This window comes from Synechococcus sp. MIT S9508, from assembly GCF_047303045.1.
Taxonomy (GTDB): Bacteria; Cyanobacteriota; Cyanobacteriia; order PCC-6307; family Cyanobiaceae; genus Synechococcus_C.
Genome location: NZ_CP138941.1, coordinates 908,822 through 933,941 on the forward strand (window position 1 = coordinate 908,822; position 25,120 = coordinate 933,941).

At 56.4% G+C, this 25,120-nt stretch carries 23 protein-coding genes, 2 tRNA genes and 3 rRNA genes; 13 read left to right on the forward strand and 15 right to left on the reverse strand.

The window, feature by feature from the left end:
- Positions 1 to 13: 13 nt before the first annotated feature.
- From SIB42_RS04570 to SIB42_RS04615, 10 genes are all read left to right on the forward strand, one after another.
- Complete coding sequence (locus tag SIB42_RS04570; RefSeq protein WP_067098851.1) at positions 14 to 1,411, forward strand: TIGR03279 family radical SAM protein; 1,398 nt, start codon at positions 14 to 16, stop codon at positions 1,409 to 1,411.
- Positions 1,412 to 1,435: 24 nt separating this feature from the next.
- Positions 1,436 to 3,109, forward strand: coding sequence for a TolC family protein (locus SIB42_RS04575; RefSeq protein WP_067098854.1), 1,674 nt, complete (start codon positions 1,436 to 1,438; stop codon positions 3,107 to 3,109).
- Positions 3,110 to 3,122: 13 nt separating this feature from the next.
- Entirely contained in the window at positions 3,123 to 3,926 is an 804-nt protein-coding gene (locus tag SIB42_RS04580; protein WP_067098856.1) for an inositol monophosphatase family protein, read from the forward strand.
- 600 nt (positions 3,927 to 4,526) lie between these two features.
- Positions 4,527 to 6,011 (forward strand): 16S ribosomal RNA (locus tag SIB42_RS04585).
- Positions 6,012 to 6,194: 183 nt separating this feature from the next.
- Positions 6,195 to 6,268: transfer RNA gene (locus tag SIB42_RS04590), tRNA-Ile, on the forward strand.
- Between the two features lie 9 nt (positions 6,269 to 6,277).
- Positions 6,278 to 6,350: transfer RNA gene (locus SIB42_RS04595), tRNA-Ala, on the forward strand.
- A 393-nt stretch (positions 6,351 to 6,743) separates the two neighbouring features.
- A 23S ribosomal RNA gene (locus tag SIB42_RS04600) occupies positions 6,744 to 9,609 on the forward strand.
- 116 nt (positions 9,610 to 9,725) lie between these two features.
- Positions 9,726 to 9,842 (forward strand): 5S ribosomal RNA (gene rrf, locus SIB42_RS04605).
- Together the 16S, 23S and 5S rRNA genes with 2 tRNA genes alongside form the textbook arrangement of a ribosomal RNA operon.
- A gap of 104 nt (positions 9,843 to 9,946) precedes the next feature.
- On the forward strand, positions 9,947 to 10,882 hold the full coding sequence (locus SIB42_RS04610; protein WP_156485230.1) for a YihY/virulence factor BrkB family protein: 936 nt from the start codon (positions 9,947 to 9,949) through the stop codon (positions 10,880 to 10,882).
- A gap of 49 nt (positions 10,883 to 10,931) precedes the next feature.
- A complete protein-coding gene (locus SIB42_RS04615; RefSeq protein WP_067096720.1) occupies positions 10,932 to 11,282 on the forward strand; it encodes a hypothetical protein in 351 nt (116 codons plus the stop codon).
- A gap of 20 nt (positions 11,283 to 11,302) precedes the next feature.
- Here the strand turns inward: SIB42_RS04615 and SIB42_RS04620 are convergent, their stop codons facing one another.
- From SIB42_RS04620 to SIB42_RS04655, 8 genes are all read right to left on the reverse strand, one after another.
- A complete protein-coding gene (locus SIB42_RS04620; protein ID WP_067096783.1) occupies positions 11,303 to 11,674 on the reverse strand; it encodes a DUF2834 domain-containing protein in 372 nt (123 codons plus the stop codon).
- Positions 11,667 to 11,948, reverse strand: a complete 282-nt coding sequence (gene xseB / locus SIB42_RS04625) for an exodeoxyribonuclease VII small subunit (protein ID WP_067096717.1) — start codon at positions 11,946 to 11,948, stop codon at positions 11,667 to 11,669. Before xseB ends, SIB42_RS04620 begins: the two co-directional genes overlap by 8 nt.
- Before the next feature lie 51 nt (positions 11,949 to 11,999).
- Entirely contained in the window at positions 12,000 to 13,157 is a 1,158-nt protein-coding gene (gene xseA / locus SIB42_RS04630) for an exodeoxyribonuclease VII large subunit (RefSeq protein ID WP_067096714.1), read from the reverse strand.
- Entirely contained in the window at positions 13,147 to 13,323 is a 177-nt protein-coding gene (locus SIB42_RS04635; protein ID WP_369818458.1) for a hypothetical protein, read from the reverse strand. Before SIB42_RS04635 ends, xseA begins: the two co-directional genes overlap by 11 nt.
- A 114-nt stretch (positions 13,324 to 13,437) precedes the next feature.
- The gene (locus SIB42_RS04640) at positions 13,438 to 13,581 is read right to left on the reverse strand and encodes a chlorophyll a/b-binding protein (RefSeq protein ID WP_066911871.1); all 144 of its coding nucleotides are present in this window, start codon (positions 13,579 to 13,581) and stop codon (positions 13,438 to 13,440) included.
- 69 nt (positions 13,582 to 13,650) lie between these two features.
- A complete protein-coding gene (gene hrpB / locus SIB42_RS04645) occupies positions 13,651 to 16,188 on the reverse strand; it encodes an ATP-dependent helicase HrpB (protein WP_067096709.1) in 2,538 nt (845 codons plus the stop codon).
- Between the two features lie 247 nt (positions 16,189 to 16,435).
- Entirely contained in the window at positions 16,436 to 16,819 is a 384-nt protein-coding gene (locus SIB42_RS04650) for a hypothetical protein (protein WP_066911878.1), read from the reverse strand.
- 57 nt (positions 16,820 to 16,876) lie between these two features.
- A complete protein-coding gene (locus SIB42_RS04655; protein ID WP_067096781.1) occupies positions 16,877 to 17,140 on the reverse strand; it encodes a DUF2973 domain-containing protein in 264 nt (87 codons plus the stop codon).
- 191 nt (positions 17,141 to 17,331) lie between these two features.
- On the opposite strand from SIB42_RS04655, the gene SIB42_RS04660 reads away from it, so the two are divergent.
- Positions 17,332 to 18,513: a trypsin-like peptidase domain-containing protein gene (locus SIB42_RS04660; RefSeq protein ID WP_067096778.1), complete on the forward strand. Its 1,182-nt coding sequence runs from the start codon at positions 17,332 to 17,334 to the stop codon at positions 18,511 to 18,513.
- Positions 18,514 to 18,519: 6 nt separating this feature from the next.
- On the opposite strand, the gene SIB42_RS04665 is transcribed toward SIB42_RS04660, so the two are convergent.
- Positions 18,520 to 18,711 carry a hypothetical protein gene (locus tag SIB42_RS04665; protein WP_067096706.1) on the reverse strand — a complete coding sequence of 64 codons (192 nt, stop codon included), beginning with the start codon at positions 18,709 to 18,711 and terminating at the stop codon, positions 18,520 to 18,522.
- 115 nt (positions 18,712 to 18,826) lie between these two features.
- Complete coding sequence (locus SIB42_RS04670; RefSeq protein ID WP_067096703.1) at positions 18,827 to 20,551, reverse strand: ABC-F family ATP-binding cassette domain-containing protein; 1,725 nt, start codon at positions 20,549 to 20,551, stop codon at positions 18,827 to 18,829.
- A gap of 78 nt (positions 20,552 to 20,629) precedes the next feature.
- Between SIB42_RS04670 and SIB42_RS04675 the strand changes: the two genes are divergently transcribed.
- Positions 20,630 to 20,800: a hypothetical protein gene (locus SIB42_RS04675; RefSeq protein WP_186989391.1), complete on the forward strand. Its 171-nt coding sequence runs from the start codon at positions 20,630 to 20,632 to the stop codon at positions 20,798 to 20,800.
- Here SIB42_RS04675 and SIB42_RS04680 read toward each other — a convergent pair.
- Both SIB42_RS04680 and SIB42_RS04685 read right to left on the reverse strand, forming a co-directional pair.
- A complete protein-coding gene (locus SIB42_RS04680) occupies positions 20,778 to 21,005 on the reverse strand; it encodes a hypothetical protein (RefSeq protein ID WP_067096700.1) in 228 nt (75 codons plus the stop codon). The two genes, SIB42_RS04675 and SIB42_RS04680, sit on opposite strands and share 23 nt — an antisense overlap.
- 63 nt (positions 21,006 to 21,068) lie before the next feature.
- Positions 21,069 to 21,383: a hypothetical protein gene (locus SIB42_RS04685; protein WP_067096697.1), complete on the reverse strand. Its 315-nt coding sequence runs from the start codon at positions 21,381 to 21,383 to the stop codon at positions 21,069 to 21,071.
- A 140-nt stretch (positions 21,384 to 21,523) separates the two neighbouring features.
- Here SIB42_RS04685 and SIB42_RS04690 point away from each other — a divergent pair, with 140 nt between their 5' ends.
- Positions 21,524 to 21,817 carry a ribbon-helix-helix domain-containing protein gene (locus tag SIB42_RS04690; RefSeq protein ID WP_067096694.1) on the forward strand — a complete coding sequence of 98 codons (294 nt, stop codon included), beginning with the start codon at positions 21,524 to 21,526 and terminating at the stop codon, positions 21,815 to 21,817.
- Positions 21,818 to 21,823: 6 nt separating this feature from the next.
- Here SIB42_RS04690 and SIB42_RS04695 read toward each other — a convergent pair whose 3' ends face one another.
- From SIB42_RS04695 to SIB42_RS04705, 3 genes are read right to left on the reverse strand one after another with little or no spacing between them, the layout of a single operon-like run.
- Complete coding sequence (locus tag SIB42_RS04695; RefSeq protein ID WP_067096691.1) at positions 21,824 to 22,978, reverse strand: anhydro-N-acetylmuramic acid kinase; 1,155 nt, start codon at positions 22,976 to 22,978, stop codon at positions 21,824 to 21,826.
- An 8-nt stretch (positions 22,979 to 22,986) separates the two neighbouring features.
- Positions 22,987 to 23,691 carry a potassium channel family protein gene (locus SIB42_RS04700; protein ID WP_067096688.1) on the reverse strand — a complete coding sequence of 235 codons (705 nt, stop codon included), beginning with the start codon at positions 23,689 to 23,691 and terminating at the stop codon, positions 22,987 to 22,989.
- A gap of 24 nt (positions 23,692 to 23,715) precedes the next feature.
- The gene (locus SIB42_RS04705; RefSeq protein WP_067096685.1) at positions 23,716 to 25,119 is read right to left on the reverse strand and encodes a TrkH family potassium uptake protein; all 1,404 of its coding nucleotides are present in this window, start codon (positions 25,117 to 25,119) and stop codon (positions 23,716 to 23,718) included.
- Position 25,120: the final 1 nt, after the last annotated feature.

Genomic DNA, 25,120 nt, shown 5'->3' on the forward strand with positions numbered 1-25,120 from the left:
TTGCCTCCTTGCTGTGTGGAATGAGCCTTCCGCAGGAGTTGCTGTCACGGCTCTGGATCCTGCAAGCCCCTCACGACAGCCTGAACCTGCGGTTGTGGCTTCAGTCGAGTCAGGCTCCATTGGAGAGGAACTGGGATTTGAACCAGGAGATCAGCTGCTCAGCATCAATGGCGTCCGTCCCCGAGATCTCATTGATTACCGCTACCTCATTGTTGAGGAGGAGCTGACGCTTGAGGTTCGTGACAGCGCCGGTGAGCTGCATTGCGTCGAGTTGGAGAAGGATGCCGACGATGGTTTGGGGCTTGGTTTCACCGAAGCTCTCTTTGATGGCCTTCGTCAATGCACCAACCGTTGCCCCTTCTGCTTCATCGACCAGCAGCCGCCTGGCCATCGAGACAGTCTTTACCTGAAAGATGACGATTATCGACTGAGCTTTCTTTACGGTTCCTATCTCACTCTCACCAACCTGAGTGATGCCGACTGGGAGCGAATTGAGCAGCAACGGCTGACACCGCTTTTCGTCTCAGTGCATGCAACAGACCCCGATCTGCGCTCCACTCTTCTCGAGAATCCACGAGCAGGAAAGCTGCTGCAGCAGCTGGAATGGTTTGCGCAGCGCAAGTTGCAGATTCATGCGCAGGTGGTGGTGTGTCCAGGTCTCAATGACGGTGATGCACTCGTCAACACTCTGCGCGATCTCGCTCGTTTTACAGGTGTTGAGTGGCCTGCTGTGCTTTCAGCGGCAGTGGTGCCGGTGGGCCTGACGCGCTTCCGTCCGCCTGGTGATGGGTTACGGGCCGTCACCCCTGAAGATGCCTCGAGGGTCATTGATGCAGTGGAACCGCTGCAGTCGGAGTTCCAAGGGCGTTTCGGCAGTCGTTTTGTTTGGCTGTCGGATGAGTGGTATCTGATTGCGGGTCGTCCCCTTCCCCCTCGCCTCAGCTACGAGGATCTCCCTCAGCAAGAAAATGGTGTTGGAACGATCAGGGCGTTCCTCGAATCGCTGGATGAAGCCACGGAATCATTGCCAGAGCGTGTTGTTGAGCCACTGCGCAGCAGCTGGGTGGTGGGTCGTCTCGTGGATAAGGCTCTGGAGACCGTCACTGAGCGCCTCAACGGGATTGAAGGCGTCTGCCTGCAGATGCATGGTCTTCCTAGTCCCTACTGGGGGCAGGATCAGGTGGTCACCGGTTTGTTGACTGGTCAGGATTTGCTAGATGGCCTCAAGGATCAGGACCTGGGGGATCAGTTGCTGTTGCCATCAGTGATGTTGCGGCAGGGCCAGCCTGTATTTCTCGATGACATGACTCTGGACCAGGTTCAGGCACAACTTCCTGTCCCGATTCGGATTGTTCATGGAGCAGCTGACATCGTGGCTGCAGTGCTCGGAGATCTAGAAAAAACCACCTAAAGTTCTCCAAGACCAGGATTCAATGTGCGCCGGACAGCTGCAAGCCTTTTTCTGATTGCAGGCTTTGCGCCCTTTCATCTCGCTGGAGTTGCTTCCGCTCAAGAGTCTTTGGAAGTGTCCCCAGACAACAGTGCCGCTCTGATCGATCAGAGCACCCTGCCGACGGCCATTGAATTGAAGGGATCCAGGCCTCAGGCAGACCCCTCGTTGTTGCCTCCAGCGGCAACAACACTGCCGGACACGCTCGATTCACTGAACGCACCACCGAGCCTTGCTCTGCCCAATCAGCCTGGTCAAGTGCGCATTCGAGAGCTCAGACCGCTCACGCTCGCTGAAGTTGAACAGCTGGCTGAAGTCAACAATCCAGGGTTGAAAGCCGTGGCTCTCCAGGTGCAGCAGGCTAAGTCGAGCTTGAGAGCGGCAATCTCCAGTTGGTATCCAACTCTCAATCTCACCGCTAACGGTCTGCCTCAATACCTAGCTGGTGAACAGCAATCTTTCGCTTCTGGGCAGAGCGGAACCCTCACTAAAAGTAAAATTTCTACGGCCAATTTCGCTGCTCAGCTGAATTGGAATTTGATTGATCCTGGCCGTGTTCCTGAGATTGCCTCAGCACGCGATACTTTTGAGAAATCTCGAGACTCTTACCTCATCGCTCTCAGAGATCTTCGCCTATCTGTGGCGACTGCCTATTACGATCTCCAGCGCTATGACGAACAGGTGAATGTTGGCAAGCAGTCTGTGGCTGCTTCTCTAATTAGCTTGCGAGATGCACGTGCTCGTTATCAGGCAGGAGTCGCAACCAAGCTCGAAGTGCTTGAAGCTGAAACTCAACTTGCCCGAGACCAAGATATTCTGACCGGTAATCTTAATTTCCAGGCCCGATCCCGTCGGGACTTGGCAAGGATTACTGATTTGCCGCAGGATGTAACTCCGACTGCCGCTTCGCCCTCACGAGTTGTTGGGATTTGGCAGCCATCACTTCAGGAAAGTATCGTTGCGGCCTATGCCTTCCGAGAAGAGCTCGATCAAATTATTCTTGATATTTCAATTAATAATAGTAACGCAAATGCTGCCCTGTCTGGAGTGCAGCCAGTCCTAAGTATCTTTAATAATTTTAATTCACAGAGATTCCAAGGTCAGTCCAGAGCTGTCCCTCCCGTTAATACTGATGCCTACGGTTGGACCGCTGACAATACCGTCGGTCTTGCGGCAACTTGGAATATTTTTGATGGGGGACGCGCTCGTGCTCAGTATCGACGAAACAAGCAGGCTGCCGATGCAAGTGCTTATGAATTTGCCGATAAACGTGGAAAAATTCGCCTTCAAGTTGAGCAAAGCTTCTACGATCTACGAGACAACCAACAAGCAATCCGTACAACTTCTCGAGAAGTGTTATCTCAGCGAGAAGCGTTGCGTCTAGCCAGGCTTCGATTCCAGGCAGGTGTAGCGACGCAGCGTGAGGTGGTTGATAATCAGAGGGACCTTACCAGAGCTCAGCTGCGTTATGTAGAGGCACTTAGTGATTACAACATCACTATTTCCGAGTTGAGGAGGTATACCGGACTGGATGAGGTTGCATCCTGTCCGCGTTTGGATTTACCCGCCGAAAAATCTCAATCATTATCGATAGAAGAGTTTCCGATCGAGCCAACTCCGCTTATACCCGCCTGCCAAGCTTCTCTGCTGGGATCTTGATGATGAGGCAACGTTGACCTCAAGATTCCTCAACCCCCAGCAGTTACTCGCCGTTCATCAGCTGCTCGACAGGGTCGCAGATCGGCAAAGACAGGATTTCGGAAACATCGTTTCCGATACCAAGGCAGATGGATCCTTGATCACCGCTTGTGACCGATGGAGCGATGAGGCCTTGGTTAACGGTCTCTCTACGCTGGCTCCCGCTGAATTCACCCTCAGTGAGGAGGGAGAGAAAGCATGTCCATCTTCCTCTGCCTTCTGGGTCGTAGATCCTCTCGACGGCACCACCAATTTCGCTGCCGGAATCCCTTATTGGGCGATTTCTGTGGCTCGTTTTGTCGACGGCCGACCGACTGAGGCTTTTCTAGACATCCCCTCTCTGCGTCAACGGATTGTGGCGATTAGCGGGCGAGGAGCCTGGCGCAACGGCAACGCTCTTTCTCCAGAGACTCGTCTTCAGTCAGGCAGTACCTGTGTTTCGCTCTGTAGTCGAGCAATTCGGGTGCTGCAACGCCGGCATCAGGATCCTTTCCCCGGAAAAATTCGCTTGCTTGGTGTTGCCAGCCTGAATCTGGTCAGCGTCGCTATGGGACAGACAGTTGCAGCCTTGGAGGCCACACCCAAGATCTGGGATCTGGCAGCAGCCTGGCTGGTTCTCAGCGAACTGGGCTGTCCCCTGCAATGGCTTGATCACGATCCGGCGGCGCTGACGCCTGGACAAGATCTTTCCGATGTCAGTTTTCCTGTGATCGCAGCGAGTTCGCAGGCTGAACTTGAGCGTCTCAGGCCCTGGGGAGAGTCGTTGCTGCTTCCCTGATTGGCTGATCAGTTGCGTTAGGGGATGTTTGTGAGTTATGTTTTTGGACTGCGCGGCAGGCGGAAGCCTGGAGCGCAGCCACTGAACATGAAGAGCGCGAGCTTGTAATGTTTAGAGGTGCTTACAAGGCCAAGAGGGAGCGATCCCACGGTGTTGTAGGTTTCACAAGCGGTCGCGAGACCGCACCGCCAACCGTTCCTGATAGGGAACGCGACGGCAGAACCTGGACAATCGAAAAGTTTAGGAACTGACGCTTTCATCGCGTCGAGTTTCGGTTGCTGAGCTGAAAGGTTTGGTGATTGAGCTTGATGATATAGCGATGTAAGTGTGAGGTCCCGTCAACAATTTTTAGTTGCAAAGAAGCAGCGTGCTTACAAGATTGGAAGTTTTCACGAGCTTTTAATGTTGTCGGTGTGCGCGTTGTGGAGCAACGACCGGATCTGAGATCCTGGAAAGTCACGAGGGAGAGATTCTAAGTGCACTCTTAAGAACCCTTCTGTCAGAGGAAGGTGGTTTTAACTGCAATCAGTGCGCCAGTGCTGATGAGTGGGTAAAGCAAATCAAGTTGAAGAGGTGAAAGCCTTTAAGAGGACTTGATCTACAACGGAGAGTTTGATCCTGGCTCAGGATGAACGCTGGCGGCGTGCTTAACACATGCAAGTCGAACGAACCTTCGGGTTAGTGGCGGACGGGTGAGTAACGCGTGGGAATCTGCCCTCAGGAGGGGGATAACGGCTGGAAACGGCCGCTAATACCCCATATGCCGAGAGGTGAAATGAATTTCGCCTGAGGATGAGCCCGCGTCTGATTAGCTAGTTGGTGAGGTAAGAGCTCACCAAGGCATCGATCAGTAGCTGGTCTGAGAGGATGATCAGCCACACTGGGACTGAGACACGGCCCAGACTCCTACGGGAGGCAGCAGTGGGGAATTTTCCGCAATGGGCGAAAGCCTGACGGAGCAACGCCGCGTGAGGGATGAAGGCCTCTGGGCTGTAAACCTCTTTTCTCAAGGAAGAAGATCTGACGGTACTTGAGGAATAAGCCACGGCTAATTCCGTGCCAGCAGCCGCGGTAATACGGGAGTGGCAAGCGTTATCCGGAATTATTGGGCGTAAAGCGTCCGCAGGCGGCCTTTCAAGTCTGCTGTTAAAACGTGGAGCTTAACTCCATCATGGCAGTGGAAACTGTTGGGCTTGAGTGTGGTAGGGGCAGAGGGAATTCCCGGTGTAGCGGTGAAATGCGTAGATATCGGGAAGAACACCAGTGGCGAAGGCGCTCTGCTGGGCCATAACTGACGCTCATGGACGAAAGCCAGGGGAGCGAAAGGGATTAGATACCCCTGTAGTCCTGGCCGTAAACGATGAACACTAGGTGTCGGGGGAATCGACCCCCTCGGTGTCGTAGCCAACGCGTTAAGTGTTCCGCCTGGGGAGTACGCACGCAAGTGTGAAACTCAAAGGAATTGACGGGGGCCCGCACAAGCGGTGGAGTATGTGGTTTAATTCGATGCAACGCGAAGAACCTTACCAGGGTTTGACATCCTGCGAATCTCTTGGAAACGAGAGAGTGCCCTCGGGAACGCAGTGACAGGTGGTGCATGGCTGTCGTCAGCTCGTGTCGTGAGATGTTGGGTTAAGTCCCGCAACGAGCGCAACCCACGTCTTTAGTTGCCAGCATTTAGTTGGGCACTCTAGAGAGACCGCCGGTGATAAACCGGAGGAAGGTGTGGATGACGTCAAGTCATCATGCCCCTTACATCCTGGGCTACACACGTACTACAATGCTACGGACAAAGAGCAGCAAGTTCGCGAGGACAAGCAAATCTCATAAACCGTGGCTCAGTTCAGATCGTAGGCTGCAACTCGCCTACGTGAAGGAGGAATCGCTAGTAATCGCAGGTCAGCATACTGCGGTGAATACGTTCCCGGGCCTTGTACACACCGCCCGTCACACCATGGAAGTTGGCCACGCCCGAAGCCGTTACTCCAACCCTTGTGGAGGAGGACGTCGAAGGTGGGGCTGATGACTGGGGTGAAGTCGTAACAAGGTAGCCGTACCGGAAGGTGCGGCTGGATCACCTCCTAACAGGGAGACAAACAATGATTTTGATGTCTGAGTACTTAATTCTTAGGCCAAAATCCTGTCACCTTAGGTCGATCGGTACCTCAATTTTGAAGTCAAGAATGCATAGAGATATGGATTGCTTGATGGAAATTTTCAGTTCCTAAACTTTGTCTAGGTCACATCCCACAAGGGTTGAGTCTTCCTGGGCCATTAGCTCAGGTGGTTAGAGCGCACCCCTGATAAGGGTGAGGTCCCTGGTTCAAGTCCAGGATGGCCCATTCGGTGTTGGGGGTTTAGCTCAGTTGGTAGAGCGCCTGCTTTGCAAGCAGGATGTCAGGAGTTCGAGTCTCCTAACCTCCACTGATCGAACTCAATCTCCATCTTCTGAATGATGGAAGGTGAACTCGAATGTGATGTGATTTAGATCTGTCCGCTGGCATGACCCCAGCTTCCTGTCATTCTGAAATGACGTGAATTATCACGACCTTTTGGTTGATAAGATGCTGGGCTCGAACTGTTTTATCAGTTTGATGTCTAGCAGAACCTTGACAACTGCATAGGAAAAAGTCTGTAAGAATAAAGCATCTCTCATGGATGCATCATTCTTTTTTAGGATGATGTCAATTCTTGAGCAAGAGCCGAGACTCCATAACGTTCTTCTAATTGTGTCGAGCAATTGGGAGTTTGATGATTGATTCAGCAATGAATCGTTCAGAATCTGTTTCAACGACAGCAAGCGTTTTGGAGATGAATGGTCAAGCTACAAAGAGCTCACGGCGGATACCTTGGCACACAGAGGCGATGAAGGACGTGGTTACCTGCGATAAGTCTCGGGGAGCTGGAAACACGCTTTGATCCGGGAATTTCCGAATGGGGCAACCCTTAGAACGGCCAGCTGAATCCATAGGCTGGCACGAGCCAACCCAGCGAACTGAAACATCTTAGTAGCTGGAGGAAAGGAAAGTAAAAACGACTCCCTGAGTAGCGGCGAGCGAACGGGGAAGAGCCTAAACCGATGGTTTCGACCATCGGGGTTGTGGGACAGCAATGTGGAAAAGGGATGTTAGTGGAAGTGTTTGAAAGACACGCCAAAGAAGGTGAAAGCCCCGTACACGAAAACTGAACTGACCTAGCTGTATCCCGAGTAGCACGGAGCACGTGAAATTCCGTGTGAATCCGCGAGGACCACCTCGTAAGGCTAAGTACTACTGTGTGACCGATAGCGAAACAGTACCGCGAGGGAAAGGTGAAAAGAACCCCGGGAGGGGAGTGAAATAGAACATGAAACCGTGAGCTTACAAGCAATGGGAGCCCGACTAATCGGGTGACCGTGTGCCTGTTGAAGAATGAGCCGGCGACTTATAGGTACTGGCGGGTTAAACCGGAAATGGTGGAGCCATAGCGAAAGCGAGTCTGAATAGGGCGTTTGTCAGTATTTATAGACCCGAACCCGGGTGATCTAACCATGGCCAGGATGAAGCTTGGGTGATACCAAGTGGAGGTCCCAACCAACTGACGTTGAAAAGTCACTGGATGAGCTGTGGTTAGCGGTGAAATGCCAATCGAACCCGGAGCTAGCTGGTTCTCCCCGAAATACGTTGAGGCGTAGCGTCTCGTGCTCCAGCAGGGGGGTAAAGCCACCATTTCGGTGCGGGCTGCGAGAGCGGTACCAAATCGAGATGAACTCTGAATACCCTGTGTGTAGCGAGGCAGTCAGACTGTGGGGGATAAGCTCCATGGTCGAGAGGGAAACAGCCCAGACCGCCAGCTAAGGTCCCCAAATCAACGCTAAGTGATAAAGGAGGTGGGATTGCCCAGACAACCAGGAGGTTTGCCTAGAAGCAGCCATCCTCAAAGGAGTGCGTAATAGCTCACTGGTCGAGCGATCCTGCGCCGAAAATGAACGGGGCTAAGCGTTGTACCGAAGCTGCGGATTTATGGTAGGGGAGCGTTCTATGTGGGGCGAAGCGTTAGCGTGAGCGGGCGTGGACTGCATAGAAGTGAGAATGTCGGCTTGAGTAGCGAAAACATGGGTGAGAATCCCATGCACCGAAACCCTAAGGGTTCCTCCGGCAGGCTCGTCCGCGGAGGGTTAGTCTGGTCCTAAGGTCAGGCCGAAAGGCGTAGTCGATGGATAACAGGTCAACATTCCTGTACCGGTTATGTTTTGGGAAGAGGGACGGAGAAGGCTAGCCGAGCCAGACGTTGGTTACTGGTTCAAGCGTTCGAGGCTATGAGGAGCGGCGAAAACGTTCCGAGCTGAGGCGTGAGTACGAGCTGCTACGGCAGCGAAGTCGGTGATGTCATGCTTCCAAGAAAAGCTCTATACCCGTTAAGGCATAACTGCCAGTACCCGAAACCGACACAGGTGGGGTGGTAGAGAATACCGAGGTGCGCGAGGTAACTCTCTCTAAGGAACTCGGCAAATTAGCCCCGTAACTTCGGGAGAAGGGGTGCCACCGCAAGGTGGTCGCAGTGAAAAGGCCCTGGCGACTGTTTACCAAAAACACAGGTCTCCGCTAAGTCGCAAGACGATGTATGGGGGCTGACGCCTGCCCAGTGCCGGAAGGTTAAGGAAGCCGGTCAGCGTAAGCGAAGCTGGCGACTGAAGCCCCGGTGAACGGCGGCCGTAACTATAACGGTCCTAAGGTAGCGAAATTCCTTGTCGGGTAAGTTCCGACCCGCACGAAAGGCGTAACGATCAGGGCGCTGTCTCGGAGAGAGGCTCGGCGAAATAGAATTGTCTGTGAAGATGCGGACTACATACACCCGGACAGAAAGACCCTATGAAGCTTTACTGTAGCTTGGTATTGTGCCCGGGCTCTGAATGCGCAGGATAGGTGGGAGACGTTGATCTAGTGCTCGTGGGTACTAGGGAGTCAATGGTGAGATACCACTCTTTCAGAGCTAGGGTTCTAACGTTCACCCGTTATCCGGGGAGCGGACAGTATCAGGTGGGCAGTTTGACTGGGGCGGTCGCCTCCTAAAAGGTAACGGAGGCGCACAAAGGTTTCCTCAGGCTGGTTGGAAATCAGCTGACGAGTGCAAAAGCAGAAGGAAGCTTGACTGTGAGACCTACAAGTCGAACAGGGACGAAAGTCGGTTTTAGTGATCCGACGGTTCTGAGTGGAAGGGCCGTCGCTCAACGGATAAAAGTTACTCTAGGGATAACAGGCTGATCTCCCCCAAGAGTTCACATCGACGGGGAGGTTTGGCACCTCGATGTCGGCTCATCGCAACCTGGGGCTGAAGTCGGTCCCAAGGGTTGGGCTGTTCGCCCATTAAAGCGGTACGCGAGCTGGGTTCAGAACGTCGTGAGACAGTTCGGTCCATATCCGGTGTATGCGTAGGAATATTGAGAGGATTTCTCCCTAGTACGAGAGGACCGGGAGGAACGCACCTCTGGTGTACCAGTTATCGTGCCAACGGTAAACGCTGGGTAGCCATGTGCGGAGTGGATAACCGCTGAAAGCATCTAAGTGGGAAGCCCACCTCAAGATGAGTATTCCCATGGGGTAACCCAGTAAGGTCACGGGAAGAACACCCGTTGATAGGCTCTACGTCGAAGTCCAGTAATGGATGCAGCGGAGGAGTACTAATAGACCGAGGGCTTGACCATGATTTGGTTCTTGCCTGAGGCGATGATTTATTCGATTCAGACGCATGATCAACGATGAAAGTTGTTGGTTATGTCCTATGCAGTTCTCAGGGTTCAACCTTGGGAATGTTTTCTATCCTGGTGTCCATAGCGTTGTGGAACCACTCCGATCCATCTCGAACTCGGTTGTGAAACGCAGCAGCGGCGACGATATTTGGGGGGTAGCCCCCTGAGAAAATAGCTCGATGCCAGGTAAAACATTTCTGTCACGCATGTGATGCGAAGAAAGCCACCCTTGAGGGGTGGCTTTTTTTGTGCCCTGGCGCGCTAGTTTGGATCGATAACTTTGACAGAATTCATGGCGATGATGCTGTCGATTCGTCAAATTTGCCGCTCTCTTTGGAGGGCTTGTCTGCGTTGGGCATCTTTTGATTGTGTTGATCTCAGTGCCGCTTTCGCTTACTACACACTTCAGTCAATCTTCCCGATTCTGCTGATTTCATTGTCTTTGGCGTCCTGGCTTCTTGGACGCCAGCCGAACCTTGATGATCAAATTCTGATCTATGTCAGCAGTGTGCTACCGCCTCCTGCGGTTGAGATCATTCGCCAAACTCTTCAGCAACTTGTTTCTCAGGGATTTGGTGCTGGCCTCCTTGGTGCAGCCGTTTTGTTGGTCACTGCTGGCAATGTTTATTTGACATTGCAGCGTGGAGCTGACCGTTTATGGCGTGATGTGTTGCAGCCATTGCCTGATGCATTGCCGCTTGGAGCTCAGGCTTATCGCTTTGTGCGGGTGAGAATCGAAGCCTTTTTCGTTGTGATTTTGATAGGCCTTCTCATCGTTGTTGATCAAATCAGCGTCAATCTGCGAATGGCACCGGCGGCGTTTGTTGATGAACTGGCTCGCTCCTTGCCTTGGCTAACCGATATTTTTCCTGATTTGCCTGTGCTTCAGTTTGGTCGATTGTTGATTCCTTTTCTGGGTTTCTCAGGCATGGCTTTGTTGTTGCAGTTCTTGCTTCCAAGTCGAAAAGTTCCTTTTGTGCCATTGATTCCTGGCTCCTTGTTGATCGGGTTTTTGCTGACAATCCTCAATCTTGCTGTCAGTCGAAGTGTTTTGTCACTGGGGTCTAGATTTCAAGCTTATGGCGTTATCGGCGGAGTCCTTGTGTTGACATTGTGGATCTGGATGGTTGGCGTTGTGATTTATTTCGGACAGTGCTGGAGTGTGGAGCTGGCCAATATGCGTATGAAGAAGGGCGGTGATCCGTTCTTTCCTGTCGTTCCAGATTGACCTGAATCAGAGATCATAGAGATCCTTCGTTCAACGGGGTTTGGTTGATATGGGTCGACTGCCTCCTCTGGTCTGGCTCCTGGCCCTCTTGTTGTTGCTGCCGACGCCTCTCGGTAGAGCATTGATCGATGTGATTGGCGGAGTGGCCTTGGTTCTGCTGACACTCCCTGTGATCCTCGGGGGTGTGGGTTGGATTGGGTGGAAGGTGTTGCAAAGCCGAATGCAGTTTTGTCCCAACTGCGGTTCAGCATCGTTGCAGGCAACCCCAGTTTGTGCCGTTTGTGGGTCTTCTTTTTCAACAGCCGATGCCTCCAGTGTTGCCAACTCGAAGGTTGAAGTTGATTCAACCCCTGCCAGTTCTGTCACGATTGATGTGACTGCGGAAGATGTAGAAAACTGAGGTGGATCTGGTTGGGTTGGTCACTCAGGCATTGGATCGATCGGTTGGTTCTCTTTTTCAAGCTCCACAAGACGGCGTTCACGCAAATGCAGAAAGAAGGGTCCACCGCAGGCAAACGACACGGTGACGCAGAGCAGCAAGGAGACCCACCAGCGTTTGACCTGCAAACGGCGCCCTTCAATGGTGATCCAGATGGTGAATGCCGTGGCGCCGATGATCAGATCGCGGCTGAGGGATCGTGACGCTGCAGTCAGATTGGCATCCTTGATGAAGCCACTGAGATCGAAGCCTGAGCCCGTTCCCGTCTGCATGAATTCCAGATTGGCTTGCCAGGGCAAGACGGCACCCAGCACGGCCAGAAACAGATAGCTCCAGATCAGAACACTACGCATCATTCCGCTGCTCAAAGGTCTCAGTGGTCAATGTTTCTTGATCGAGTTGAAGAATATTCTGTTCTGTTTGGCTGAGGAGTTGTTCACATCGATTCAGATAAATCTCTGCTCGTTGATAACTGCTCTGAAGTTCGGATAACGGTAGAGCTTCATCCTGAAGTCTTGCTAGGAGCAGATCGAGAGCCTGAAGCGCCTCCTCATAGTTCAGTGCTTCAGCTTCCTTGCGCCAAGTCGCCTGTGGATCGTTCTTGATCGTTTGGGATTTTTTCGGCATGGAGAGAAGTGGGCGTTGGCATCAATTTCAATTCAGAGGGTTTCATCTGGGTCAGGGGGATCCAATCTTGGCCTGAACGGATTGGACAGTCACGCCAATCTGCCCATCTCGAAGCTGAATCACCAGATCGTCATTGGGCTTGGCTTCACTCACCGAATCCAACACTGTGCCGTTGAGCTGCATCACCTTGGCAAAACCTCGCCTCAACCAGCGATCGGGTGAGAGGGCCTTCAGCAGTTGCTGGCGTTGATCCAACTGCAGTCGGCTGCGCTGCAGCACAGTTTGTGGCTGAACACTTTGCAGCAGTTGATGCTTCTGCCGCAGCCGCTCTCGTTCTCGCTTGAAACGCCATTGTTGTTGTTGAACCAACTGCAAACGTTGCTGCCGGACTGTTTGTAAGGCTGAGTCTCGACTCGGAAAGAGGCTGACGATCGCCGCGGTGGGGGTGGCAGCTCGGTGATCCGCCACCAGATCGGCCACGGTGAGGTCGTCTTCGTGCCCCAGACCTGTTACGACCGGACAGCAGAAAGAGGCAATGGCACGACAGACCTGTTCGTCGTCGAACACCATGAGATCCTCTCGGCTTCCTCCTCCTCTGGCCAGAACCAGAGCATCCAGCTTCAACTGAGGTTGCACCTGGTTGAGTTGCTCCAGTGCTGCGCAGATTTGTGGAGCGACGGAGCCCTGAACTGGGATAGGAACAATCAGCAGCTCGGCCAGTGGCCATCGCTCTCTGGCTGTTCTCAGCATGTCCGCTAAGGCTGAACTGGGCACGCTCGTTAACAGCGCAATTCGAGTTGGGACTAACGGCAGATGTCTTCGTGCTGCTGGATCAATCAACCCTTCTGATGCCAGCAGCGCTTTGACAGCTTCAAAGCGTCGCTCCACGGTGGAGAGACTCGGGCGGATGTCGATGGCTTGTACGGCGAGACTGGCTCGTGCCGCCCAGAAATTCAGCTTTCCCACCACCGTGATGCCGTCTCCGTCCGCCGGCACGTAATCGAGTTGGTTTAACCGTGAGGCCCAGCAGACCACCGTGATGGTGGCCTCCCCATCGGTGAGGTTCATCCAGAGATGTCCCTTCTTGACCTGGGGTCGTGATGCACTGCCCTGGACCAGAAAACGGGGGGCGAAACCACGCTCGAGCAGTGAGCCGATAGCGCTGTTGAGCTCCTTGACGGAGTAGCTGGGGATAGCGTTAGCGATCAAGGCGGCGATAGGCGAAACCCCAGTAGATGCAGATAGCACCAGCGATCACACTGAGGATGCGGCCCCATTGCTGGTCCAGCTGGGTCAGCCCGATCGACAGAAGCACCAGTGCACTGCTCAGCAACCTGGCACCATCGCGGCGATTGCCGGCGAAGAAACGGGGCAAGGGCAGAGAACAACTCTGCATACTCTCTCGCAGTGACGGCAGACATTGAAAAACCCCACCGGCATGCCGATGGGGTTTTGGAGTGCTTATCGCTCTCAGTGCGTGATGTCGCGATCAGCCGAGGCCGATCTGGGACAGAATGCCTTGGCCGGTGAGCAGCTCGGTACCCAGGCCGATGACGAAGCCCATCATGGCCAGGCGGCCATTCCAGGTTTCAGCAAAGTTGACGAAGCCGAAGCGGGATGCGTTGTCAGACATGGGTCGTGATCCGTGACTTCAACCAATGTAACAAACAATGGAGTTTTGTTGCCTGTCGTGAATGCGACATTACGACCACTTCTTTGACTTGCTAGTGGGAACAGCTGTCATCGGTGATTCCGGCCACGGGTGTTTCGGGTACCGGCCGCGCATCTCACGACGCACGTCGTCGTAGCTGCCGGCCCAGAAGCCCGCAAGGTCCTTGGTGCGCTGCAAGGGACGGCCAGCTGGGGACAGCAGTTCAAGGGTCACCGGCAATGCTCCGTTCAAAAGGATCGGTCCCTGGCTGCTGCCGAACATTTCTTGCAGCTTTACCGACAGCACGGCGTCGTCATCTCCGTAAGTCACTCTGGCGTCTCTGCCGCTCGGAATCCTCAGCCGCTCGGGAAGCAAGGTGTCCAGTTCCCGTCGCTGTGCCCAGCTGAGATCACTCCACAACGCTTCGATCAGGTCGTCGCTGTTCAGGTCTTGCCAGCTCTTGCAGCTCAGGCTGGCCTCATTGATCCAAAGCTCAGGTGCTCTCTGCAGTTCTTGGAGTGTGCGATTGGGCCATGGCGACCCCAGGTGGATGTGGGCAATCTGAAGGCGCCGACGCAGCTGTTCGCAGCGTTCAGTCCAAGGGAGAGGGTTGAGGCCATGGTCGCGAAGGTGCTGCAGCAACGCATGGCTCACCAGATCGGCCGAGGGGCGGGGCAGCTGCTGGCGCTGCAATTCGATCGCACCAAGGCTCAGCACTCGCTCAGCGCGGAGTCCCTGCTGTTTGTCGTTCCACATAACCTGTTCATGCCACTCCCCCTGTTCAGACGCGATGTCTTCGAGGTAGCGCCGGCTGATGGGCACCGCCAGGCGAATGCGTGCATCGCGCTTCTTTAGATCAAGTCGGGCGATGGCCAGGGCTTCGGCGCTGCACAAGGGGTCTGATGTTGGCAGTAGAGCGCCACGACCCTGTCGCAGCAGGAATGCTCCTGGTCGTTCTGGTCGAGCCAGGGCAAGCCACTCGGGGAATGCCGTGGCGATCAGCCGGGCGACAGCGAGGTCCTCTGGGTCGTTCAAGGCCAACGGCGCCTCTGGTGGCTTGATCCCACGCAGTTGTCTTTGCCACTGCCGGCTCTGCTGGCGCATGCTGCCGAGGCCGTCGTGACGATTGGAGCGCGCTGTGTCTCTCAGCCGCTGCAGACGATGGCCGATGTCACACCCATGATCCCGGCTTCCGGGGAGATCACGTTCACTCAGTAGCGCAGCCAGATCGCAGGCCAGTGATTCAAGTCCCCAACGCCTCGCTTGGATCAACATCAGCCCCAGCCTTGGGTGCATGCCGAACGCTGCCACTTGTTGGCCAATGGCTGTGATCCGCCCCTGATCCGTCAGCAGTTTCAGCTGTTTTAGCTGTTGCTGCCCTTCCTGGAGCAGTGGTTTTGGTGGTGGCTCTAGCCAGTCGAGCTCTTCTCCCAGACCAGCACCCCACTGCGCCAGGTCAAGAACGGTGGGTTGTGGATCGGCCCGTTGCAGTTCCGGAGGGTCTTGGGCTGGTCGGCGTTGCTCGTCAGCTGCTGACCAAAGGCGCACGCAGCGTCCGGGTCCCTGACGACCGGCTCGTCCCCGCCTCTGATCCGCGCTGGCAACGCTGGCTGGCACGGTCACCAACCCCTCCATGCCGGTGCCTGGATCAAAACGCGTGTGGCGATTTAAGCCCGCATCCACCACAAGGCGTATGCCATCCAGGGTGAGAGAGCTTTCCGCGATGGATGTCGAGAGGACAATGCGTCCCTGCCAGCACTGGTCGCAGGGCCTGAGGATTTCAGTCTGAAGTTTGAGGGAGAGCTGGCCATGCAGTGTCAGCACCTGCCAGTTCTGCAGATGCTGCACTCCCATGAGCTTCTGCCGGCACCGTTCGATCTCACGCACGCCGGGGAGAAAGACGAGCACCCCAGGGGGAGTTTCTGCCGTGTGACGAGCATGTTCGAGTTCGAACAATTCCTCCCCGAGCGCCCTCAGCACATGCGTTTCAAGCTGCTCTTTGTTGCGAGGCGGGCAGTGGCGTGTCTCCACCGGGAACGCTTGTCCCTGACTGGTGAGCGTGTCAGCAGCATCGAACTGAGCACTCAGCGCTTTGAGCTGGAGGGTCGCTGACATCAGCAGCAGCTTGAGATCCGGCCTCAGCAAGCGTCTGGCTTCTCGCAGTAGTGCAAGGGCAACGTCACTGTCGCGTCGGCGCTCGTGGAATTCATCGAAGATCACAACTCCCACCCCAGGAAGGTCGGGCTGTGATTGAAGACGCCGCAGGAACAGCCCGTCAGTGATGGTTTCGATGGTCGTGGCGTCTGAGCGTTTCTGTTCGTTGCGGACTGAGTACCCCACGCGTTTGCCCACTGGTTCGCCGATGGACTCAGCCATTCTTGTCGCAGCCGCTTTCGCCGCCAGTCGTCGCGGCTCAATGAGCAGGATGCGGCCCTCAGCTCGCGGAGCGTGGACCAGTTCCCCCATTAATGCCAGAGGAACTCGGGTGGTCTTGCCTGCACCAGGTGGTGCCTGAAGGATCAGCGTTCCAGAGCTGTGCAATCGAGCGCAGAGCTCAGGCAGAAGACCATCAATGGGAAAGGAACCCAAGGGCGACGATCGGCGTCAGCTGACGAAGTTGAGTATCCCCAGCAGCAAAATGCTGGTCAATGCACCCATTGCAGTGAGCAAGCGGATGAGCGGTGCGCTGCGGTGTTTCAGCGTGGCCATGAAGAAATCCTTAAAGGCCTAACTAGAGACTTTTAGCCCGATGTTGAACGGCTTGGCTGTATCTGTAGGCACGGCGTTACACGCAACGAGCTGCCGAAGGGAAATCGCACCAGCCCCCTGAGGGCGGTCAGCGCACGTGACGAGCCCCATCAACCGGGTGGTAATCCTCTCCGGTGAGTTCCTCGTAGACGATCGCAGGCAGTCCTGTCTCGAACATCGTCTGCAGGGCTTCTTTCAAATAAGGGTTCCAGCCACCGGTGCTGACCTGGCCATGCCTGACGGTCCAGTCCCAGGTGCCCTGAAGATCCCTGGGGATTCGCCCTTCGCGGTCGCGTCGAGCGACCAGATCGAGTGATTCCACCAGCCCCACCTGGATTGGATCCTTGCCGTAGGCGGGCGTCAGGCTGAGTTCCAGACGCACAGGATCTTCCTTGAGCAGACGCAGTCGAAAGCGGGGAGGGAGTTTCACAGATTTGATCACCGCGGCAACGATCCGTGTTCTTTGATCCAACAGGAGGTTCCCCCTACGAGTCCGAGTCGAGCTGCCAAGCAGCTCACTTATCTAAGCCTATTCATTCGGGCGTACACCAGGTTCGCCAGCCTCATCCTCACCACTGAATCGAACCGTGAGCAGGTCCTCCTCGGTCAATCGGCCATCACCATCGAGCAGTTCCGGATGAATGGTGACTTTGCCCGTTCGGTCTGAAGGGGTTTCAGTCGTTCCTGGAGAACGCACCGCTGCGCTGAACCCTCGTCCCATCACCCGGAAGGCCTGCCACAGCAAGGCTAGGAAGACCAGTCCGTAAATCAGGGGAAAAAGACTGCTGATCATGGGATGACGGCGGTTGTCGAGCTGGGACACACCCTCTCTCGCCCCCCATCATCGCTATTGCTGGCCCAGTTGTGTTCGTTCATGGCGCACTGTTGGTTGCATCTGGTCATGGAATCAAGGGAGAGCCCCCCTATCCGCAGTGGATTGACCTCATTAAGGTCAGTTTCTCCACATTCCTCATTGCCCTCTCCATGGCTGTGGCACCCACTATCTCTGTCAAGAATCCTGTTGCGGTGACGCGTGTCCGCCGGCGGGTCCTGCCTCTGATGATGGGGCTGTCGTTGGCGGCTCCGGTTGGGCTGGCCTTACCGCAGCGGAGTGCTCTTGCCGCACCTCAGGTTCCAGCTTCAGCGGGTCTGGCAGCTCAATCCTTTGTGGCAGCGGCCGTGGCGAAAAGCGGTCCTGCAGTGGTCACGCTGGAAACGCAGCGAACGGTGCGAACAGCCCATGGATCTGGGTTGCCAAATGGACTGTTAATGGATCCCTTCTTTCAGCGATTCTTCGGCTTGCAGGGCTCGGCGGCTCCCAGAGCCCGAGTCGAACGTGGTCAGGGCAGTGGTGTGATCTTCGATGGGCAGGGACTGGTGCTGACCAACGCCCATGTCGTTGAGAACACGGATCGGGTGATGGTGGGATTGCCTGATGGCAGACGCGTGTCCGGCCAGGTGGTGGGTCAGGACTCGGTGACCGATCTCGCGGTCGTGAAGCTCCAGGGAGGAGGTCTCTGGCCAACCGCTCCGCTTGGCGATTCGGATCGGTTGCGCGTTGGCGACTGGGCCATCGCTGTCGGCAATCCTTTCGGGCTTGAGAACACCGTGACCCTGGGAATCGTGAGCAACCTCAACAGGAACGTCTCCCAGCTTGGAATCCAGGGCAAACGTCTGGATCTGATTCAGACCGATGCGGCGATCAACCCCGGGAACTCCGGTGGCCCTTTGCTCAATTCCGCGGGTGAGGTCGTGGGGATCAACACATTGGTGCGCTCGGGTCCTGGCGCCGGCCTTGGATTCGCGATCCCGATCAACAGGGCCAAAACGATCGCCTTGCAGCTGGTGAACCAGGGACGAGCCAGTCACCCCATGGTGGGGATCGGTTTGTCGACGATTCCAGCGTCAATGCCTGGCGGGACCGTGCCACCCGGCGCAGTTGTCCGCTCGGTGATGCCTGGTGGACCAGGAGCTCTGGCCGGCCTTCAGGTCAACGATGTCATCGTGTCAGTGGGCGGACAGGCCGTGCGTAATCCAGCTGAAGTGGTGACAGCCATTGATCGCAGCGGTGTTGGTCAGCCACTGATCCTCAGCGTGCGGCGACAGGGAAGGCAACTGCCAGTGACGGTGAGGCCCGTTGAGATGCGTGCTCTGAAGATGCCCTGATCTGGGTCAGGCGTCATCCGCATCCTTCAGTTGCTCAACGCAGCGTGTGATGCATTCACCATCGTCTAGGGAGCATGTGGTGATGCACTCGAAATAGGTTTCCACGGCATCCCATGTCTGCTCATGGTCTCCTGCTGGATTGGGGCTGCTCAGGTTGACGTCTTGGATACCGGCGGACTGAATTTCAGCGTTTCTCATCGAGTGCCGGGATCGGTGATGTCAGCCTATGCACACGTTCAGGGCGGGTAAAGTGAAATAAGTCTTCCTGCCTAACAGTTCGTGAAGTTTCGTCTTGCGTGCCGCTGGATTGGACTTATGCCGCACTTTTACGTTTCGCGTCTCGCTCTTTCTGCTTCTCGCGTTTGGCCTTTCTCTTTGCGTCCTGTTGCGCCTGCCTGAGGGCGGCTTCGGCGGCCTCTTTCTCCTCGGCTTTCTTTTCAACGTAATAGGAGTAGTCCCCTCGATAAAGCACGAGTTCGCCATCCCGCAGCTCAACGATGCGATTGGCAACACGGGAGATGAAATAACGATCATGAGACACGAGTAATGCCGCTCCCTCGTAGGCGCAGAGAGCGTCTTCCAGCATCTGTTTGGCTGGGATGTCGAGATGGTTGGTGGGCTCGTCCAACACCAGGAGATTGCAAGGTGTCAGCAGCATCAGGGCCAGTGCAAGCCGTGCCTTCTCGCCACCGCTGAGCTTGCCGACCTCTTTAAAGACGGTGTCGTTGCTGAAGCAGAAGCTGCCCAGCAGCGAGCGCACCTGGGTCTGCGTCCAGTCCGGTACCGCTTCAAACATGGTGTCGATCACGGTTTTGCTCAGGTCCAGAGCCTCTGCCTGGTTTTGTTCGAAATAACGCGCGATCACTTTGTGTTCGCCTAGGCGGGCAGATCCCTCATCCGGTGACTCCATCCCCATGATCAGTCGCAGAAGCGTGGATTTGCCCGCTCCGTTCGGCCCGACAAAAGCAATGCGATCCCCTCGCTCCACCTCGAGTTCCGCTCCGAGAAAGAGGATTTGGTCGCCGTAGCTGTGGGTGAGGTTCTCCATCAGAGCGACTTGGGCGCCGGACCGGGGTGCATCCGGGAACCGGAAACTTGGTCCGCCAACGCTTTCGATCGGAGCGTCAACCAGCTCCACCTTGTCGAGCTGTTTTTCCCTGCTCTTGGCCTGGGTGCTTCGCGTGGCACTAGCCCTGAATCGATCGATGTAGGCCTGCTGGGTGGCGATCTCCTTCTGCTGACGGTCAAAGGCCGCCTGAGTCGCCTCCTTTTCCAGCTGCTTCTGTTCCAGATGCGCGGTGTAATTGCCGAGATAACTTCTGGAGATTCCCCTTTCGGTGGCGACGATCTGGTTGCAGACTCGATCGAGAAAGGTTCGATCGTGACTGATGACCACCAGGGCTGCTGTTTGTTCTTGCAGGTAGCCCTCAAGCCACTGGATTGTTTCCACATCCAGGTGGTTGGTCGGCTCATCGAGCAGCAGTAGATCCGGTTCCTGAAGAAGAATCTTGCCGAGGGCGATGCGCATCTGCCAGCCACCCGAATAGTCCCCGACCTGACACTCCGCACTGTCTGGCGTGAAGCCGATCGTGGGCAGCAGCTTGTCGATGCGAGCATCAAGTTCGTAGCCATGCAGGGCTTCGAATCGGTTTTGCAGTTGTCCCAGCTCGTGGATCAACTCATCGAGGTGGTCGGGATCTTCAGCTGCTTGGTCAGAGCCCATTGCCTCCTCTACTTCGCGCTGGCGGTTCAGCACCCTGGCGGCTTCCCCAAACGCCTGAAAGAGTTCCTGCCGCACTGAGCGATTGGGGTCGACATCGAATTCCTGCTGCAGGAATGCGATGCGTGGTTCCCCCTGGCGAACGACCGAGCCGCTGGTCGGCTCTTCATGGCCCGCGATCAACCGCATCTGAGTCGATTTGCCTGCGCCGTTGACACCCACAAGGCCAATGCGATCGCCTGGTTTGATCTCCCAGGTGACGTCCCGAAGCACTTCCCCTGTGGGATAGATCTTGCTGACGTGCTCGAGTCGCAGCACCGGTGAAGACGCGGAGAAATTACATCATCTCGCGTCGAGGTGTGGGGCAGACTGTGCTCATAGAGAGAAGCTGCGTTGATGCGAAGGCTGGAGCAGGTCGCCGCCCTGGTAGTGGCCGCAGGGCTGGCTCTGGTGAGTTACTGGTTGTTCTTCAGCTGGGCCGGGGGAGGTGGCAGCAGGGATCGTTTGCCTGTTCCGGCTTCACCCAGCCAGTCCAGCCAACTGATCAGAGACCGCCCCTCGCTTTGACCAGCCACTGTTTGCTGAGTTCGTCATCCAGGCTGTTGATGAACGCCTTGACCTCGTCATGGGTCACTGAAAGGTTCATCTGTTCTCCCACCTGACAGATGGTCTGAACGGCTCCGTCAGGATTCTGAAGAGCCTGCCTGAACAAGGCGCGTGTCAGATCCCGGTCCTGTTCGATTTTTGCGTAGAGCTCTGCAGCGTTGCTCATGGAGCACAACCATCTCCATCAACCCTATCCATGCCCGCCCTGAGCGCCCATGGACCTTCTCTGTTAGGCAGCCTGGTCGAGATCGGCTTCCTTGAGGCCCGCTGCGGAGGCATCCTCCATGCTGCGCGCATCCATGCAGAGAACCTTGCGGAGCTGCGCATAGTTGGCCGCCTGGGACACCCTGCCTTCCTGGACAGCTCCGTATTCAGCTCGCTGCAGCACATGGTGCAGGTGTGTGAGCAGATAGGAACTAATCACAGCCGAGACCAGTACATCGCTGTTTTCAGCGGCACGGCGGGATCTACGCGAGCCGCCAGCCCTTCGGTTGCGAGGGGCTGGCTGACGGGTGCTGGGGGCCTGGCTGGTTGTGCGTGGCATGGCAGTCCTGGCGGAATCGTTGAAGTGCAGTCCTGGGGTGATGAGCCGCGTGGAAGGGGTGAATTGATGACCGCATCATAGTGCTGGATACTACCCTTGCGCATCTCAGTACACTTTTAGGTATCTCTGACTCACGATTCGTGGCGACCCGCCAAACCTCATCCAGCGGGAAGCCGAAATCGCCCCGGATTCAGGTGGTTCTGCCAGAAGATCTCTGTCTTCGCCTCACAGCTCTTGCTGAGCAGGAGTCCCGAACCGTCAGCAACATGGCCAAAGTGTTGATTCAGCAGGGGGTTCAGAGGCTGGAGCAGTCCGGTTCCGCAGTGGTGCCAGCTCCGACATCCACGGAGCGATTGCGTTCCGCTCTCGAGGCGCAGCAGCCTCGTCGACTCCGGGGCGCTCCCAGGCGGTTGCGGTTGCACCGACCCGGCTGAGAGGGTTCAGGCCGGTTCGGCGCGGACCCCCAGAACACAGCTGCGTTGAGATCCAGTGATCGATGGCGCATTGCCTGGATGATTGCGGTGATGCCACCAGGCCAGCAGCGCGAACACCAGGGCTTCGCGCGTCTCGCATGGCAGTCCCAACTCGTCGCTTGGACGCACTCTGAGGCCATGGCAACGCGCCTGCAATTCCCGCATCAGAGTTCTGTTGCGGCGCCCTCCACCGGCCACCACCATCTCTACGGGCAGGGGAAGGTCGAGATCGCTCAGATGCTGTAGATCCTGAGCTACCACTGCAGCTGTCAACGCTGTGATTGTGGCCATTTGGTCTTCGGGGCAGGCCGGTTGAAGCTCGCTGAGCCTCCGTTCCAGATCCTTGAGACCGAACAGCTCCCGACCGGTCGACTTCGGTCCTCTCTTCAGGAAATAGGGCTCATGGAGCCAGCTCGTCAGCGGCTCACCCATCACCTGCCCCAGCGCAGCCATGGCTCCGTTCTTGTCACAGCGCTCTTTCCCATCGCTAAAGACGGTCATCGCTAGGTCAATCAGGCTGTTGGCGGGGCCGCAGTCCCAGCCGAGCACAGGTTGTTTCCGGTCTGGACCTCGTGATGGGGGAATCAGGGTGATGTTGGCGATGCCGCCAAGGTTCAGTAGTGCCCGCCAGCCTTCGATCCTGCCGATCAGAGCCACATCTGCCATGGGTACCAGGGGTGCACCCTGCCCTCCCAGAGCCAAGTCGGTGGCTCGGAAGTCGTACACCACAGGTCGCTGCAGTATTTGTGCGAGCAGCGGACCCTGAAGCATCTGCCAGCTGCTGCCACGTCGGCTCTGGCCTCTTGTGTCGCAGTCAGGTGGGCGGTGCCAGATGGTTTGACCATGGCAGCCAACGAGGCTGGCTGAACGATCGGGATCGCATGCTTCAGCAGCCTTTGCCTGATGATCAGTGATCGCTTCAGCCAGTTCTAGAAAGGCCGCTGCAGGCGCTGCTTCACCCTGGGCCACGGCCAGCATGCGCTTGCGTAGATCTGAGGGATAAGGGCAGAAAGCACTGTGGATCAGGGTCCAGCGTGGGCGGCTTGATCGTCCACTGAACTCAGCTAGAACTGCATCCACTCCATCGGCGCTGGTGCCGCTCATTAGCCCGAGAACGCGCATGATTCCGCTCAGGTGCGGGGGAGGTTCTGGAGGTCATCCGTCAAACCCATCACCACCAGAACGTGGCCTTCCATCAGAACGTGTGTTGCGGGTGGATTCACCATCAGGTCGGCAGCCGGGCCGGCTGCCAGCACATTGACGCGGTAGTTCTTACGCAGGTTGAGATCGCGCAGTGAGAGACCAACAAAGCGCTCCGGCACTTTGATCTCCTCGATCGAGTTGAGCTCGTCGAGCTCCAACCGCTCCATCAGATTGGGCCGAACTAGTTCAAGACCCAGGCGCTCTCCTTGCATCCGCGAAGGAAACACCACGCGGTCGGCACCAACGCGTTTCAGCATTTTTTCGTGCAGATCGCTGGTGGCCCTCGCAATCACCCGGCGCACTCGAGTGCCCTCGCTGTCTTTGGCGATCAGGGTGGCCGTGATGCTGGCTTCGATCGGTTCGCTGATCGCCACGACCACGGTGTCCATGTCGAGGATGCCTGCTTCCCTGAGCGATTCCTCGTCAGTGCAGTCGAGGACCCTTGCTTCGATCGATGGCTCAAGTTGCCTGAGTTCCTCGATCGCCTTCGGGGAACGGTCCACTGCAAGCACGTCTGCTCCGCTCTGCATCAACTGGCGGCAAACAGCACTGCCGAAGCGTCCGACGCCCACGATTCCGAAGCTGCGGGGGTCGCTGTCTTCAGCAGGCGACCAGTGCCACCAATCCCTCATGGCATTAGCCCCAACGAGTCGCGTTCAGACATAGAGATCCTCACGGGGATAACCAATCCGATTCTGGCGCTGCAGCTGGTTTCGGTCGAAGCTCTCCCAGATGGCACTCAGCAGCAGCAGGATCCCCAGTCGGCCCACAAACATTCCCACCACCAAGATCAGCTGACCAAAGCGCCCGAGCTGTTCAGTGACGCCCAGGTCCATCCCCACGGTGGCAAAGGCTGAGATGCAAGTGAACAGCAGTTCCAGGAAGGTGAGTGGCTCTTCGCCGTTCTGATTGGTGGTGAGGGCAAGAAGCAGTGCCATCACAAGCACAAACATCAGCGATGCCATCACGATGCTCACGGCCCTCAGCACCACCTTGTCGGGAATCTGACGATGCCGGATGACGACATCATCCTGACCGCGAAGTGTGGATCGCGTGGCGGCCATCAGTGCTGCCACCGTGGTGGTCTTGATGCCTCCACCAGTGCCGCCAGGGCTGGCTCCGATGAACATCAGGGCCATCAGCAGCAATAGTCCGGAGTCGGAAACACTGTGTTCGGAGAGTGGAACAGTGGTGAAGCCAGCTGTGCGAGCACTCACGGATTCGAATAGGGCGCTCATCAGCCGCTCAGGCCAGCCCATCGTGGTGAGGATGTGCCCTTTGGAGAGGGATTCAGTCAGCAGTAGCCCGAAGGTCCCGATCAGGATCAGCAGAATCGAGGTTCTTAGCACCAGTCGCGTGTGAAGACTGAGATTGCGGCGTTTAAGTCGTTGACGGTTGCTCCAGAGATCGCTGGTCACACGCCAGCCGAGTCCACCCAGAACGATCAGCAGCATGATCACGGCATTCACCACCCGATTTGTTCGGTAGCTCTCGAGGCTGTCGTTCCAGAGGCCGAACCCCGCGTTGTTGTAGGCCGAGATGCTGTGAAACAACGATGCCCACAGCCTTTCTCCACCCGCAGGAAGGTCTGAAAAACCGTAGGTGTAGAGCACAACGGCGCCCACCATGATCAGCACCGCTGCAGTGAGGGCAATGCTTCTGAACGTGCCGCCGACGCCACCCACGCCGAATTGATCGAGGGTCTGGCCACGATCCAGGCGACGTCGTAGGGAAGCTCCCCGCACCACAAATCCCTGCAGGAATGTGGTGATCGCCATCAGTCCGAGGCCTCCCACCAGGATCATGACCGCCAGAACGCCTTGGCCGACGACGGTCAGATCCTTGCCGACGTCGATCACGGTGAGGCCTGTCACGGTGACCGCGGAGGTTGCTGTAAACAAGGCTTCCCAGAGTCCGACACTCGTGCTGGAGCAGAGCGGGCTGGACAGCAGCAGTGTCCCCAGGGTGATCACCAGCAATCCAGTCACCACCGTGAACTGGGGCACTGTGAGGCGCCGGTGCCAAGCCTGAGTGCGATGAATGGCCCGAGGCAGTGCCATG